Below are 14,006 nucleotides of genomic sequence, written 5' to 3' on the forward strand. Positions count from 1 at the left end.
GGGACTTTTCAGCCCTGATGGCAAGTGGAAATTTGCGTTTCCGCAAGTTTGTGAGGCGTTCAGGCCGCCTCGCCCGCCAGCTTTCGGCGGGCGGCAATTTTCGTAAATGCGGCAATCGCCCGATCCACGTCTTCTTCCGTCGTCGAAAAGCCGAGCGACATGCGCAGCGCCCCGAGCTTGGGATCGCGACCCATTGCCGTCAGTACATGGCTTTCGCCGACCCTGCCGGAAGAGCAGGCCGAACCCGCCGAAAGGGCCACGCCTTCGAGATCGAAGGCGATCTGCCCGGTCTCCGCCTTCAGGCAGGGAAGCGTGAAGAAGATGGTGTTGGCGACGCGCGGGCCGCCTGCCCCATGAATGATGACATCGGGCGCCGCAGCGCGCATGCCGGCTTCCAGCCGATCGCGCAGGACCGCAATCGCAGCATTGCGCTCCTCAAGATTCTGCAGCACGGCTTCAGCAGCTGCCCCGAAGCCGATCAGCGCCAGCGAATTCTGTGTCCCCGAGCGGTGACCCTTCTCCTGCCCGCCACCGCGGATCAGCGCTTTCGGCATCAAAGCCTCGCCTCGGGCGATCAACGCGCCCGCTCCTTTCGGTCCACCGATCTTGTGGGAGGAAATGATCATGAAATCGGCGCCGATCCGCCCGATATCGATCGGCAGCCGGCCGGCCGCCTGCACGGCATCGACCACGAAGAGTCCGCCATGAGCACGCACGATCCTGCCGGCCTCTTCGACCGGCTGGACGATGCCGGTCTCGTTGTTGACGAACATGATCGCCACCATCGGCAGGCCCGTCGACTTGTCGTGGGCGTCGAGAAGTGCTGAGAGCGCGGTGAGGTCGACAATGCCGGCATCGGTCACCGGGATCTCGGTCGTCCTGTCCTTCGGGAAACGTCCACCCTCGCGCACTGCCAGATGCTCGACGGCGGAATGGTAGAGGCGGCCGAGCTTCAGCGGCGTGCGACCCATACTGAAATCAGGCGTCAACATCATATTGGCCGCTTCGGTCGCGCCGCTCGTAAAGATCACATTGGCCGGATCGGTGCCCGTCAGCAACGCGACTTTGCGGCGCGCGCCCTCGATGGCGGCACGGGCGGCGCGGCCCTCGCCGTGCACGGAATTGGGATTGCCGAAGACGTCCACGGCGCGCATGACCGCGTCACGCGCGGCAGGGTGCATCGGCGATGTTGCGTTCCAATCGAGATAAAGGCGTGGCGGCGCCATTGTCTTCGGTCCTGCGCTTGACGAGCTTGCTTTGGCGTGGCGGCGCATTTTTCTTGAAATTTCCGCCGGGCTTGCCTTATGACACGTTCCACGCTGCGTGGATTGCCATGCAAGTTTCGAATTGTTCTAAACTGCGTTTTAGAAAAGCTGACAACCGTCGTCAAGTCATGTTGTCGCCAAACGTGGCGTGAACGCGAAATAAAACCCGGAGTACCGATGCCCGAAGTCATTTTCAACGGCCCTGCCGGCCGTCTTGAAGGCCGCTACCAGCCCTCCAAGGAAAAGAGCGCACCGATCGCCGTCATTCTGCACCCGCATCCGCAGTTTGGTGGCACGATGAACAACCAGATCGTCTACCAGCTCTTCTACATGTTCCAGAAGCGCGGTTTTACAACACTGCGCTTCAATTTCCGGGGCATCGGCCGCAGTCAGGGCGAATTCGACCATGGTGCGGGCGAGCTTTCGGACGCGGCTTCTGCGCTCGACTGGGTGCAGAGCCTGCATCCCGATTCGAAGACCTGTTGGGTCGCCGGTTACTCCTTCGGCTCCTGGATCGGCATGCAGCTTCTGATGCGCCGCCCGGAAATCGAAGGCTTCATGTCGATTGCCCCGCAGCCGAACACCTATGACTTCTCGTTCCTGGCGCCTTGCCCCTCTTCCGGCCTGATCATCAACGGCGAGGCAGACAAGGTGGCGCCCGAAAAGGACGTTAACGGCCTCGTCGAGAAGCTGAAGACACAGAAGGGCATCCTCATCACCCATCGCACGGTGCCGGGCGCCAACCACTTCTTCAACGGTCAGGTCGACACGCTGATGGCCGAGTGCGAGGATTACCTTGATCGCCGCCTCAATGGCGAACTCGTGCCGGAACCGGCAGCCAAGCGCATCAGGTGATTTCTTGATACGTCTCGTGGTGGATACGAACGTTTTGATAAGCGCTTGTATCGGCCGCGGGGCGGCCTCACGCGTTATAGAAGCTTGTCTCGAAGATCGCGTTGTTCCCTACATTTCCGGGCCGCTGCTGCTGGAATATCGCGATGTTATCGGCCGCGATGAGATTTTCCGTGCGGCCCGGTTGAACGCAAATGAGCGAATGTTTCTGCTCGATGTGTTTGTTTCCAAGTGCAGGTTGAGCATTCTGCATTTCAAATGGCGGCCGAACCTTGTCGATGAAGGCGACAATCACCTTGTCGAATTGGCAATCGCGGCGAACGCGCATATTATAGTCACATCGAACATACGGGACTTTTCCAGGTCGGAACTCAAGTTTCCGCATTTGGTCGTGGAGACGCCCGAGCGTTTTATGGAAAGGTTGCAGCAATGAGCGCAATAACAATCGAACTTTCCGAAAGCATTCGCGAGAAGATTGAATTTATCGCAACCGAAAAAGGGCTGCGAAGCGAAACATTGCTGGAGAACATGGCCAAAGATCTGGTTCAGCAATTCGAAGCGATCAAACTCTATCAGGAAATGGCTGAGCGTGGTCGCGGCCGAGAAAAGGAAGCTCTTGAGCTTCTAAAGCGTTAAATAAAAGATTCTCAGCATTTCATGGTCTCGCCAGAATGCCACCGGTCATCGGCTGGCTGACACCCGTCGTGCCGGGATAGGTCAGCGGCAGGCCCTCCAGCGAGCGTACGGCGAGATAAGCCCAGGCCTCCGCCTCCATCGCATCGCCATCGAAGCCCGCCTGTTCGGCACTCATCACGCTGGAAGCGCTCTTCCCGGCCATATCGGCAAACTCCGCCATGATCGCCCCGTTCAGCCGCCCGCCACCGCAGACGATGTAGACTGAGGGGCTCTCGGGCAGATAGCCGGCCGATTTGAGGATCGAGGCCGCAGCGACATGCGCAAGCGTGCGCGCCCCATCCTCAAGGCTCGCTTCACCATTCGCAAGCGGCTTGAAATCGCCGCGGTCGAGCGAACGGCGGATATTGCCTTGGAAGAACGGGCTGCCGAGATAGCGGGCGGCGATGTCAGGCACCACCTGCCCGTGCCCGGCGATCTCGCCCCCCGGATCATAGGTCTTGCCGGTCTGCATCTCCACCCACTGATCGATCAGCGTATTGCCGGGGCCGCTGTCGAAGGCGGCGATGCGGCCTTCCGCGCCGATATAGGTGAGGTTCGAAATGCCGCCGATATTGACGAAGCAGACTGTCTGCCCGTCCTTCTGGAAGCGACCAGCAAGCGCAGCGTGATAGGCCGGCACCAGCGGCGCGCCCTGCCCGCCATGCGCCATGTCGTTGGCGCGCATATCATAGACGACAGGAATGCCTGTGCGTTCGGCCAGAAGCTGCCCGTCACCGATCTGGATCGTCAGCGCATCGTCCGGCCGGTGCAGCACGGTTTGGCCGTGAAAGCCGAGCACGTCGATTTCGTCCTTATCCAGGCCGAATTTAACGAGAAATGCCGCAACGGCATCTGCATGACGCTCAGTGAGTTCTATCTCGATGTCGCGCAATTCGTCCGGTCGTGCACTGCGATCGGTCAGCGGCCGCGCCAGGTCCAGCGCGCGCTTCAGCCTCTCGCGAAAACCGCGGTCATAGGCCGCGCCCAGGAACGGTCCGCGCTCGATGAAGCCTCGCCCGTCTGTCCTGAGCAACGCCACATCGATGCCGTCCATCGAGGTGCCGCTCATCAAGCCGATCGCAGTCCTGACGATATCCATTGCGCCGCGCGCCTTTCATGCGATTCCCGGATGCACTTTTGGAAAAACAGTGCTAAACGCGCCGCGACGGTTCAACAAGCGTCAATCCCAATTCACGTTCGACGTTCAAGAGACGAAGCCCATGCCCGAGTTCAAGTCCGATTTCCTCCGCACGCTGCAAGAGCGCGGCTTCATTCATCAGATTTCCGATGAAAGCGGCCTCGACCATCTCTTCGCCAAGGAAACCGTGACGGCCTATATCGGCTTCGATCCGACCGCGCCCAGCCTTCACGCCGGGTCGCTCATCCAGATCATGATGCTGCACTGGATGCAGAAGACCGGCCATCGCGCCATCTCGCTGATGGGCGGCGGCACCGGCATGGTCGGCGACCCCTCCTTCAAGGAGGAGGCCCGCCAACTGATGACCGTCGATACGATCGAAGGCAACATTGCCTCGATCAAGCGCGTCTTTTCCAACTACCTGAACTACGGCGACGGCCCGAAGGACGCGCTGATGATCAACAATGCCGAATGGCTGCGCTCGCTGAACTATCTCGAGTTCCTGCGCGATGTCGGCAAGCATTTCTCGGTCAACCGCATGCTGTCCTTCGACAGCGTAAAGACGCGTCTTGACCGCGAACAGTCGCTGTCCTTCCTGGAATTCAACTACATGATCCTCCAGGCTTACGATTTCGTCGAGCTCGCCAAGCGCTACGACTGCCGCCTGCAGATGGGCGGCTCGGACCAGTGGGGCAACATCGTCAACGGCATCGACCTCGGTCACCGCATGGGGACGAAGCAGCTCTATGCGCTGACCTCGCCGCTGCTGACGACTTCGTCCGGCGCCAAAATGGGCAAGTCGGCGACCGGTGCGGTGTGGCTGAATGCCGACATGCTCTCGGCCTATGACTTCTGGCAGTACTGGCGCAATACGGAAGACGCCGATGTCTCGCGCTTCCTGAAGCTCTACACCACGCTGCCGATGGACGAGATCGCCCGCCTTTCCGCGCTCGCAGGTTCCGAGATCAACGAAGTCAAGAAGATCCTGGCAACCGAGGTCACCGCGATCCTGCACAGCCGCGAGGCCGCAGAACAGGCAGCCGAGACGGCCCGCAAGACCTTCGAAGAAGGCGGCCTCTCCGACAACCTGCCATCGGTCGAGGTTCCGGCCTCCGAACTCGACGCCGGCATCGGTCTGCTCTCCCTGATCGTCCGCGCCGGTCTTGCCGCCTCGAATGGCGAAGCCCGCCGTCACGTCCAGGGCGGCGCCGTGCGCATCAACGACCAGGCCGTCAGCGACGAGCGCAAGATGATCGGCAGCGGCGAAATCACCGCCGATGGCGTCATCAAGCTGTCGCTCGGCAAGAAGAAGCACATCCTGATCCGCCGTGCTGCGTAAGCAGTGCCGCAGAACCAAGACAAAAGCCGGCCCTTGCGCCGGCTTTTGTATGTCTGCGGTAAAGTGAAGCTCAGGATCGAAGCCAGTAGCGCTTCGAATCCGGCGATCACTGGAATTCGAAAATCTGCCGGAAAACGCCGGGCGCGATCACCGAGAGCGGATTGATCTGCAGGTTCGGCTGGTCGAACTTGCCTGTCAGCTTGAAAGTAATGCCGATCAGACCGCGGTCCGAGCCGTTGCCGAGGATGACACCGATCAGCGGCAGTTCGGCAAACAGCCGGTTGAGGCCATAGGCCGGCATGAAGGTGCCGGTCATGTCCATATTGCCCTTCGCATTGCGCACCACACCCTGGAAGGTGGCGCCAATCTGATCACCGCGCAGCACGCCGTTTTCGATGGAGATCGCCCCGCCGCGCGAAACGATACGGGCGAAGCCGCGCTGGAAACGCTGCGAGGAGGTATCGATATCGCGTTTGACGGCTTCGTTCAATGTGCGCTGGTCAGAGCCGACAGGTGTGGAAACGATCGAGCGCAGGCGTTGCTCGTTGACGATCGAGAAGCGACGCACGTCGAGTGAGCCGTCCCAGCCGTTGCCCGCATTGAGGCGGATCGACAGGTTGAGAAGCCCGCCCTGCATATGCTGATAGAGATCGGCAAAACGTGAGACGGAGCCGGCATCGCCGCTGGTGATATTGATGACGCCGCCGCCCTGCATCTGGCTGACGACCGCCTCGCCGCTATCGGTGATGCCGGAGAAATTCAGCGATTGCAGCCGGCTGCCGCTCATGGCGATCTGCGCCTGGAAATTGCCGATCTTCTCGTCATTGAAGCCGATGATGTTCTGCAGCTTCGCCCGCACGGTCACGCTGCTGTTGTCACTGCCATCGCCATCGCTGTCCGAATCCGATTTCAGCCGGGCGATGATCGGTCGCGCGTCGGCGCTGGCGCCGGATACGGAAATATCGAAGCCGCCTTTGCTGCGTTTCAGCGACAACCCGAAATCATCGACCGAAGACAGTTTCACGCTATCGAAATCAGCCGATATCAGGCCGCTTTTGCCGATCACAAGCGCCCCGGTTGCCCCGAAGCCATCCCCCTTCAAACGGAAATTCTTGACCTGCGTATTGTCAGGCGGGCCGGAAACCTCGAATTCGGCATTGGCCGGAATACCGCTGCCCTTCGACCAGCCGATCCAGGGCAGATCGAGCGATGCCTTGCCGAGATCGAGTTGCACGTCCTGCCGGTCCTCGTCAAGGCGCGTCAGTACCAGCTTGATGCTGCCGCCGAGGATGCCGGAAAGGCCAGGCAGCAGCCTGTCACGCTGGTCGCCGTTCAGCGTTGCCGTGATCACGCGCTGCGGCTCGATGCCGGAAGATTTGTCGACAGGCTCCAGCATATCGATATCGGCGGATACGCCGTCGATGTCGGCCTTGCCCTTGACCTTCACCTGCCGCGGATCGGCATCGAGCATGCCGTCGAGATTGGTGATGACGCGCCCCGAGAACGGCTTGGCAAGCGCGACATCGGTAAGCTTCATCTGCGCCTCCCATTCGGGTGGCGGCGGGTTCTGCGAGGACAGAAGTCCGAAATGCGCCTGCACATGCGCGTCGATAGTGCCCTTGAGGTCGTCGGGCACAAAGCCTGCGCGTTGCAGCACCTTGATCGGCTTGTAGGTCAGAAGCTCGCCCACCGCATCCGCCGAGCCTGAAACGGAAATGTCCGCATCGGCCATCAGCGGCTTGTCATAGACTGACGGCATCACGAAGGTGCCCGGGAGCACTGCCACTGAACGCCCGGATGGGAAATAGGAGGTGCCGCTCTTGAGCGAGATCATCGCCTTTCCGCCCGTCAGGTCGAAATGCGCCGCGGTATCGCGCACCGGCGGGATCTCACCGGCGACATTCAGGCGCGTCCCGTCGATGTCGAAGGCGATGCGGAGCTGGTTCTCATCGAGCCGCAGGCCGCGTCCTCCCGCCGCCTCGTCCAGCCGGCCTGCCGGAATGAAGACGGAAATGGAAGCATTGCTCACCGTGCCGCCGAACAGGTTTGCAAGCACCCAGACCCGTGCCTTGGACGCCATCCAGAAGGGCCAAAGCTGCTTGACTGCCGTCGTCTGCATCTGCTGCGACTGACCGGCAAAACTGATCTCCGGTGACTTCTCGTTCAGTCGGATGTGAAGAGCCCCGTAGAGCGAGCCGAGCGGCGAGGAAGCCACCATATTGGTGAACTGAAATTCGCGGCCGGCAACGAGATAGCGCCCGGTCGCCTGCAGATCGAAGGATAGCGGCTGCTCGCCGGAATTGGGTGCGGCAGTGCCGCCGCTGATCAGCGCGTCGATGCCGAACCCCTTGCCCGCATTCGGATCGAGCTTGTCGAGATCGATGATCGCGCCGTTGAACGGCAGAATGGTCGCGCCGAGATGCAGCTGCGACTTGGCGATCTCCAGCGTCTGCTTGTCGAAGTCATAAGCCAGATTGAGTTGCCCGTCCGTCAGCTCCTGAGAATCGCCGTCGACATAAAGAACGCCCGGATCGAGTTTCAGAGCCGCATTGAGTGACGGTTTGACTCCGTCGGCAGTTCTGACCGCAGAAATGGTGAGATTGCCGAAGGTATTGAGGCCCTGGCGGATCTCGCCCTGCTCGTTCCGTTTCAGCGCAAATGGCGTGAGATCGGCGTGCGACAATGTGGCAACGAGCCGGGATGCCCGCCCGCCGGTCTGCTCGGTGATTACATTGAGATCAGCCGCTTCGCCGTTGATGGAAATCTGGCCGCTCAATTGCAGCGAGTTCGGCCCGGCATGCTCGAAGGCGAGATTGTCGACGACGAGCGAAAGCGGCCCGTTTGCCGTATCCGCAAGCTTGATGTCGATGCCGGAGATGCGCACGGAATCGGTCGCGCCGCGTTCGACGAAGTTTTCGAACAGATCGAGATGCGAGAATATCGTCTCCATTGCCGCCGGAACGGCATCGACGCGCAGATCGTCGAGCTTGACGGGAGCGCCTGACGGAAGCAGCGACGTGTCGAGGGCAATATCGTCGGCTTCCACCGATGTCACAGCGATCCGGCCGCGGAAGAGCTGCAACGGGTCGAGCGCCATACGCATCGAGGACGTCGTGGAAAGATGCTGGCCGCTTTGCTGGTCGATCATGTTTACGTCGCGCGCTTCGAGCGCCAGCCGCAGGCCGGATGTGAAGCGGATGACGGTGGACCCGACTTCGGCCCGGTAGCGTGGTCCGAGCGCACTGTTCAGTGCCGACTGCGCCTGCTGCGACAGCGGTGCGTCGACAATTCCGCTTTCGATGGTGAAAACGATCGCCGCCAGGATGAACAGGATGACCGCGCAGAAGCCGCCGGTGGCTTTTGCGGTGCCGCGCATGCGCGAGCGTGGCGGCGGGCAATGCACGATGAGAGGATCCTCCACTTGCGCGGAAGGCAGGTTATGCAACGCGACGATATCCTTCTTGCGAAACGTGACTTTTTCGCCGCGGATGGCTGACATGCGCCTTGGGAAACTCCTGAATCTGATTTGAACGGCTCTGGGCGGGACGCCGTTTCATCCACTATATAACCCGTCTGATATAGTATCCCTCCTAAACCCGGCAAAAGAAAGTTTTGAGAATGTCTGCACCCGGTATCGGCTCTCCTGCTCCCGATTTCAGCCTCCCGCGCGATGGCGGCGGGCGCATTTCACTCTCGGATTTCCATGGAAAGCCGGTGGTTCTGTTCTTCTATCCCAAGGATGACACGACGGGCTGCACGACCGAATCGCTGGATTTCACGGCACTTGCTGGTGAGTTCGCAGCCGCCGGGGCCGCCGTCGTCGGCATGTCGCCCGATTCGGCGACCTGCCACGATCGCTTCATCAAGAAACACAAGCTGACGGTGGCGCTTGCCTCCGACGAGGAGAAGACGGTGCTGCAGGCCTATGGCGTATGGAAGGAGAAAAAGATGTATGGCCGCACCTTCATGGGCGTCGAGCGCACCACTTTCCTGATCCGCCAGGACGGCACCATTGCCACCATCTGGCAGAAGGTAAAGGTCGCAGGCCATGCCGAAACGGTACTGGCAGCCGTCAGGAACCTTGCTGCGTGATGAGCATCACCTCGCTGCGCGGCGGCGCGATCGATGCGATCCGTTCCGCCGATCTCGACCGCAAGACGGAACTCGCGCAGGAAAGTGCCGCAAGATGGTTTGCGCGGCGCATCTCGCTGCGCTCGCCGCTGGACGCGCCCCTGCCCGAGCGTCCCGGCCGGCCGGAAAAGCCGCTGCTGGTGCCGCCGACCCAGGTCGAGAAGCGCTCGCTGCATACCGTGCCTGGCCGCATCGCCCTGTTGCATGCGATTGCCCATATCGAACTCAATGCCGTCGATCTGGCGCTCGACATCGTGGCGCGATTCGCTTCCGCCCATGTGCCGAATTCTTTCTTCGATGGCTGGATGCAGGTGGCCTACGAAGAGGCCAAGCACTTCCGCATGGTGCGGAAGCGCCTCAGTGATCTCGGCGCCGATTATGGTGATCTGCCGGCCCATGATGGCCTCTGGCAGGCGGCGCATTCGACCCGCAACGATCTGACGGCACGCCTAGCCGTCGTGCCGCTCATTCTCGAAGCGCGTGGTCTCGATGTCACACCTGCGCTGCAGGTCAAGATGCGCGAGACAGGTGACCTCGAAAGCGCCGCGGTGCTCGACGTCATCTACAATGACGAGAAGGGCCATGTCGCCGTCGGCGCCAAATGGTTCCGCTTCCTCTGCGCACGCGAAAAGCGTGATCCGGCAAGGACATTTCAGGAATTGGTGCGGGCCAATTTCCGCGGTCCGCTGAAGGCACCGTTCAACGATGTGGCCCGAGCCGAAGCCGGGCTGACGCCCTCCTTCTACAGGGCACTGACCTCGACCAGCCAGAGCTGATTGGTAAGCTCTGGCTTGCTGACGTAAACCGACTATTAACCATAAAAGTATGTAATCATTTCCCAATGAGGCGGCGCTGAAACGGCGAATCTTTGGGAGACCCTCCGTGACGAACGGGCATCACAGTCGGGTATTCGGCAAGAGGGCGCAGGAGCACGTCCTCATCCTCGCCAGTGGCGACAAGGTGCGTCACATGACGGTGAAGCCCTGGATGGCGGCGCTGGCCTTCTGCTTCGTCGGTGTCTTTTCCATCGGCTATCTGCTTGCCACCTCTTACCTCGTGCTGCGCGACGATCTGATCGGTGCGACCATGGCCCGCCAGGCCCGTATGCAGCATGACTACGAGGATCGCATCGCGGCACTGCGCGCCCAGGTCGACCGCATCACCTCCCGCCAGCTTCTTGATCAGCAGGTCGTCGAGGACAAGGTCGACAAGCTGATGGAGCAGCAGATGGCGTTGACCTCGCGCCACGGCAAGCTCGATAACCTGCTCGACCGCGCCCAAAGCTCCGGCCTGACGGGCAAGGATGTGCCTGCCGCGAATGTTCCGGCGCAATCCTATGCGCCCGACATGAAGGACAAGCGCGCTTCGCTGACCGGCGGTGCGCAGGCGATTGAAAATATGCTGGCAGGCGACGGCAAACCGGCCGACGCCGAAACGCCCGATAATTCCACTCTCGCCTATGTTCCATCACAAGAAACTGTTGGCGACCGCGCTGACCGCATCTTTTCCAAGGTCACGCTTTCGCTGAAGAGCGTCGAGCAGGATCAGAAGAGCCGTATCGAGCTGCTGACGAGCGACGCCGGCAATGCCGCCGATACGATCCAAGGCGTACTCGACCGCTTCCATATTGCGGTCCCGGCTGAGGCTGTTGCCGCCAAGGAAGATGAGGACGAAGCCGTCGGTGGTCCTTATGTGGAGCCTGAAAGCAACGACGACTTCAACAATTCGCTGATCCAGCTCGACGGTGCGCTGACGCGTCTGGAGGCCGTGCGCAGCACCGCCGAAGCAATGCCCTTCCGAAATCCGGCCATCGGCAAGGAAGTCACCAGCCCCTTCGGCAACCGGCGCGATCCCTTCCTCGGCCGGCTTGCCCTTCATTCCGGCATCGATTTCCGCTTCTCTCCTGGCGAAAGGATCCGACCCACCGCGCCCGGCAAAGTGATCGCGGCCGGCTGGACCGGCGGCTACGGCAACATGGTCGAGGTCGATCACGGCAATGGGATTTCGACGCGCTACGGCCATATGTCGGAAATTCTGGTCAAGGTCGGCGACACGGTCGACTGCAATGATGTCATCGGCCTGGCCGGCAGCACGGGCCGCTCCACCGGCACGCACCTGCATTATGAGGTGCGCCAGGATGGACATGCCGTCGACCCGATCTATTTCATGAATGCCGGCCTTAAACTTGCCACTTATATAAAATAGCCGGTCGCGGTAACGAATGCTTCACCTCGCTACCTGGGGTGGAGGCGCTCTTCCTTGACTTGCCGGCCGTTTCGGATTATGTCGCCCAGCATTGCGGCATGCAATCCTGCCGACTCGCCAGAGACCGGCCGAACGAAACGGAAACAGTTTTCCCTTTGACGACATTTGCTGAACTTGGTTTGAGCCCCAAAGTGCTCTCCGCTGTGACCGATGCGGGCTACACGATCCCCACTCCCATTCAGGCCGGGGCGATCCCCTTCGCGCTTGAACGCCGTGACATCTGCGGCATCGCGCAGACCGGCACCGGCAAGACGGCATCCTTCGTTCTTCCCATGCTGTCGCTTCTGGAAAAGGGTCGCGCCCGTGCCCGCATGCCCCGCACGCTGATCCTGGAACCGACCCGCGAGCTGGCCGCCCAGGTTGCTGAGAATTTTGAAAAATACGGCAAGAACCATCGTCTCAACGTCGCCCTCCTCATCGGCGGCGTTTCCTTTGAGGATCAGGACCGCAAGCTTGAGCGCGGCGCCGACGTGCTGATCTGCACGCCCGGCCGCCTTCTCGACCATTTCGAACGCGGCAAGCTCCTGATGAGCGGCGTCGAGATCCTCGTCATCGACGAAGCCGACCGCATGCTCGACATGGGTTTCATCCCCGATATCGAGCGAATCGCCAAGTTGATCCCCTTCACCCGCCAGACGCTGTTCTTCTCGGCCACGATGCCGCCGGAGATCCAGAAGCTCGCGGATCGCTTCCTGCAGAACCCCGAGCGTATCGAGGTTGCCAAGCCCGCATCAGCTTCCAAGACCATCACGCAGCGTTTCGTCGCCTCTCACGACAAGGATTACGAGAAGCGCGCCGTGCTGCGTGATCTCATCCGCTCCCAGGAGGATCTCAAGAATGCGATCATCTTCTGCAATCGCAAGAAGGATGTTGCAGATCTCTTCCGTTCGCTGGAGCGTCACGGCTTCTCGGTCGGCGCCCTGCACGGCGACATGGACCAGCGCTCGCGCATGACGATGCTTGCCAACTTCAAGGACGGCAACATCCAGCTGCTCGTTGCCTCCGACGTCGCGGCCCGCGGGCTCGATATTCCCGATGTCAGCCACGTCTTCAATTTCGACGTGCCGATCCATTCGGAAGACTATGTTCACCGTATCGGCCGCACCGGCCGTGCAGGTCGCTCCGGTGCTTCTTTCACCATCGTCACCCGCCGCGACCAGAAACATGCCGACGCGATCGAAAAGCTGATCGGCGAAAAGGTGGAATGGCAGAGTGGCGATCTCTCCGCCCTCCCGCCGGCAGAAGAAAGCCGCGACAGCGAGCGTTCTCCGCGTCGCGGAAAGGGTCGCGAGAGGGATAAGGATCGTGGCCGCGACCAACGGCCTTCGAGTCATAAATCTGATATCAACGCCGAAGATAATGGCAGCGAAGTCGTGGAAGCAGCACCAGCAAGGGCCGAAAGCGTGAAGAACGAGCGCAAAGCAGAACAGAAGCCACAGAACAACGCGCGCGGCGGTCGGCAGTATCCGGCAAACGATGACAATCGCGATCGTCGCCGCCATCGCGACCATGACGATGGCCCGACGCCGGTTGGATTCGGTGATGACATCCCTGCCTTCATGCTGATCGCGGGCAACGCCAAAGCCTGAGCGGTTCCATGGGTAAGCCCGGCATCGATTTCCCCGGCCTCGGCGTAGGCCTGGTGATTTTGCGTGACGGCAAAATCCTTCTCTACAAGCGCATGCGCCCACCTGAAGCCGGCTACTGGAATATCGTCGGCGGCAAGGTGGACCATATGGAGCCGGCTGAGGAAGCCGCGCGCCGCGAGGCTGAAGAAGAAACGGGACTGACCATCGGTCGCATCGAGCAGATCGGCTCTACCGAACAGATCATCGAAGCTGACCGCCAGCACTGGATTTCCCTTCTTTATATCGCCCGTGAGGTGACGGGTGAGCCACGGCTCACGGAACCGGACAAGCTCTCGGATTTCGGCTGGTTCGGCCTTGCCGACCTGCCCGAGCCGCTGTCGGCTTTCACCAGGGTTGCGATATCAGCCCTTCCGGCCGGGCAATTGTGCTGATCATTCCGCGCGCAATGCTGCCTCATAGGCAAGCCGCACCCAGCGCGCCATGATATCGGGGTCGTCATAGGCCTCTTCGGGGATGCTCCAGTAAGGCATTTTCACCGGAGCGCCCTTCTTGCCCTCATAGAACCATTGGCTGGCGCCTGCCGCGGCAAATTCCGGCGCGCTTTTTTCATCGGCCTTCAGCAGAATTTCGTCGCGCACTTCGAGTGCCAGGATGCGGCCGAGATGATAGATGCCCTTGCCGCCGAACATGCGCTTGATGGTGACGGGTCCAAGCGACTGAAACATCTCCTCGATGCCGGCATTGTCCATGAT

13 protein-coding genes are annotated in these 14,006 nt (G+C 60.9%); 9 read left to right on the forward strand and 4 right to left on the reverse strand.

The genetic code is table 11. From position 1 onward, the window contains the following. Positions 1-59 precede the first annotated feature (59 nt). The gene (locus KQ933_RS07795) at positions 60-1,226 is read right to left on the reverse strand and encodes a cysteine desulfurase family protein (RefSeq protein WP_216758149.1); all 1,167 of its coding nucleotides are present in this window, start codon (positions 1,224-1,226) and stop codon (positions 60-62) included. Between the two features lie 216 nt (positions 1,227-1,442). Between KQ933_RS07795 and KQ933_RS07800 the strand changes: the two genes are divergently transcribed. From KQ933_RS07800 to KQ933_RS07810, 3 genes are read left to right on the forward strand one after another with little or no spacing between them, the layout of a single operon-like run. Next, on the forward strand, positions 1,443-2,120 hold the full coding sequence (locus tag KQ933_RS07800; protein ID WP_025668882.1) for an alpha/beta hydrolase: 678 nt from the start codon (positions 1,443-1,445) through the stop codon (positions 2,118-2,120). 16 nt (positions 2,121-2,136) lie between these two features. Then, positions 2,137-2,550, forward strand: coding sequence for a putative toxin-antitoxin system toxin component, PIN family (locus KQ933_RS07805; protein WP_253958285.1), 414 nt, complete (start codon positions 2,137-2,139; stop codon positions 2,548-2,550). Beyond that, the gene (locus KQ933_RS07810) at positions 2,547-2,753 is read left to right on the forward strand and encodes a hypothetical protein (protein WP_216758153.1); all 207 of its coding nucleotides are present in this window, start codon (positions 2,547-2,549) and stop codon (positions 2,751-2,753) included. Before KQ933_RS07805 ends, KQ933_RS07810 begins: the two co-directional genes overlap by 4 nt. Positions 2,754-2,772: 19 nt before the next feature. On the opposite strand, the gene KQ933_RS07815 is transcribed toward KQ933_RS07810, so the two are convergent. Next, entirely contained in the window at positions 2,773-3,891 is a 1,119-nt protein-coding gene (locus KQ933_RS07815; RefSeq protein WP_216758154.1) for an anhydro-N-acetylmuramic acid kinase, read from the reverse strand. Positions 3,892-4,012: 121 nt separating this feature from the next. Here KQ933_RS07815 and tyrS point away from each other — a divergent pair, with 121 nt between their 5' ends. After that, on the forward strand, positions 4,013-5,269 hold the full coding sequence (tyrS, locus tag KQ933_RS07820; RefSeq protein WP_216758156.1) for a tyrosine--tRNA ligase: 1,257 nt from the start codon (positions 4,013-4,015) through the stop codon (positions 5,267-5,269). A 106-nt stretch (positions 5,270-5,375) separates the two neighbouring features. Here tyrS and KQ933_RS07825 read toward each other — a convergent pair whose 3' ends face one another. Then, entirely contained in the window at positions 5,376-8,768 is a 3,393-nt protein-coding gene (locus KQ933_RS07825; protein WP_216758157.1) for an AsmA-like C-terminal region-containing protein, read from the reverse strand. Positions 8,769-8,887: 119 nt separating this feature from the next. Here KQ933_RS07825 and KQ933_RS07830 point away from each other — a divergent pair, with 119 nt between their 5' ends. The 5 genes from KQ933_RS07830 (at position 8,888) to KQ933_RS07850 (ending at position 13,685) form a co-directional block, all read left to right on the forward strand. Next, a complete protein-coding gene (locus tag KQ933_RS07830) occupies positions 8,888-9,361 on the forward strand; it encodes a peroxiredoxin (RefSeq protein ID WP_216758158.1) in 474 nt (157 codons plus the stop codon). Next, entirely contained in the window at positions 9,361-10,176 is an 816-nt protein-coding gene (locus KQ933_RS07835) for a ferritin-like domain-containing protein (protein WP_216758160.1), read from the forward strand. The genes KQ933_RS07830 and KQ933_RS07835 overlap by 1 nt, the downstream gene beginning before the upstream one ends. Positions 10,177-10,282: 106 nt before the next feature. Continuing rightward, on the forward strand, positions 10,283-11,605 hold the full coding sequence (locus KQ933_RS07840; RefSeq protein ID WP_216758162.1) for a M23 family metallopeptidase: 1,323 nt from the start codon (positions 10,283-10,285) through the stop codon (positions 11,603-11,605). A 98-nt stretch (positions 11,606-11,703) separates the two neighbouring features. Then, positions 11,704-13,254: a DEAD/DEAH box helicase gene (locus KQ933_RS07845; protein WP_216758838.1), complete on the forward strand. Its 1,551-nt coding sequence runs from the start codon at positions 11,704-11,706 to the stop codon at positions 13,252-13,254. 8 nt (positions 13,255-13,262) lie between these two features. After that, positions 13,263-13,685, forward strand: coding sequence for an NUDIX domain-containing protein (locus KQ933_RS07850; protein ID WP_216758163.1), 423 nt, complete (start codon positions 13,263-13,265; stop codon positions 13,683-13,685). On the opposite strand, the gene KQ933_RS07855 is transcribed toward KQ933_RS07850, so the two are convergent. After that, positions 13,686-14,003 (reverse strand): TfoX/Sxy family protein, encoded by a 318-nt coding sequence (locus KQ933_RS07855; RefSeq protein WP_132651605.1) that lies wholly within the window; start codon positions 14,001-14,003, stop codon positions 13,686-13,688. Between the last annotated feature and the right edge of the window lie 3 nt (positions 14,004-14,006).

The organism is Rhizobium sp. WYJ-E13 (assembly GCF_018987265.1).
GTDB lineage: Bacteria > Pseudomonadota > Alphaproteobacteria > Rhizobiales > Rhizobiaceae > Rhizobium.

Excerpts from the sequence above, each read along its gene's own strand:
- KQ933_RS07845 (WP_216758838.1), top strand. The coding sequence starts at position 11,704 with ATGCAATCCTGCCGACTCGCCAGAGACCGGCCGAACGAAACGGAAACA.
- KQ933_RS07825 (WP_216758157.1), bottom strand. The coding sequence starts at position 8,768 with ATGTCAGCCATCCGCGGCGAAAAAGTCACGTTTCGCAAGAAGGATATC.
- KQ933_RS07800 (WP_025668882.1), top strand. The coding sequence starts at position 1,443 with ATGCCCGAAGTCATTTTCAACGGCCCTGCCGGCCGTCTTGAAGGCCGC.
- KQ933_RS07855 (WP_132651605.1), bottom strand. The coding sequence starts at position 14,003 with ATGGACAATGCCGGCATCGAGGAGATGTTTCAGTCGCTTGGACCCGTC.
- tyrS (WP_216758156.1), top strand. The coding sequence starts at position 4,013 with ATGCCCGAGTTCAAGTCCGATTTCCTCCGCACGCTGCAAGAGCGCGGC.
- KQ933_RS07795 (WP_216758149.1), bottom strand. The coding sequence starts at position 1,226 with ATGGCGCCGCCACGCCTTTATCTCGATTGGAACGCAACATCGCCGATG.
- KQ933_RS07830 (WP_216758158.1), top strand. The coding sequence starts at position 8,888 with ATGTCTGCACCCGGTATCGGCTCTCCTGCTCCCGATTTCAGCCTCCCG.
- KQ933_RS07815 (WP_216758154.1), bottom strand. The coding sequence starts at position 3,891 with ATGGATATCGTCAGGACTGCGATCGGCTTGATGAGCGGCACCTCGATG.
- KQ933_RS07835 (WP_216758160.1), top strand. The coding sequence starts at position 9,361 with ATGAGCATCACCTCGCTGCGCGGCGGCGCGATCGATGCGATCCGTTCC.
- KQ933_RS07850 (WP_216758163.1), top strand. The coding sequence starts at position 13,263 with ATGGGTAAGCCCGGCATCGATTTCCCCGGCCTCGGCGTAGGCCTGGTG.
- KQ933_RS07810 (WP_216758153.1), top strand. The coding sequence starts at position 2,547 with ATGAGCGCAATAACAATCGAACTTTCCGAAAGCATTCGCGAGAAGATT.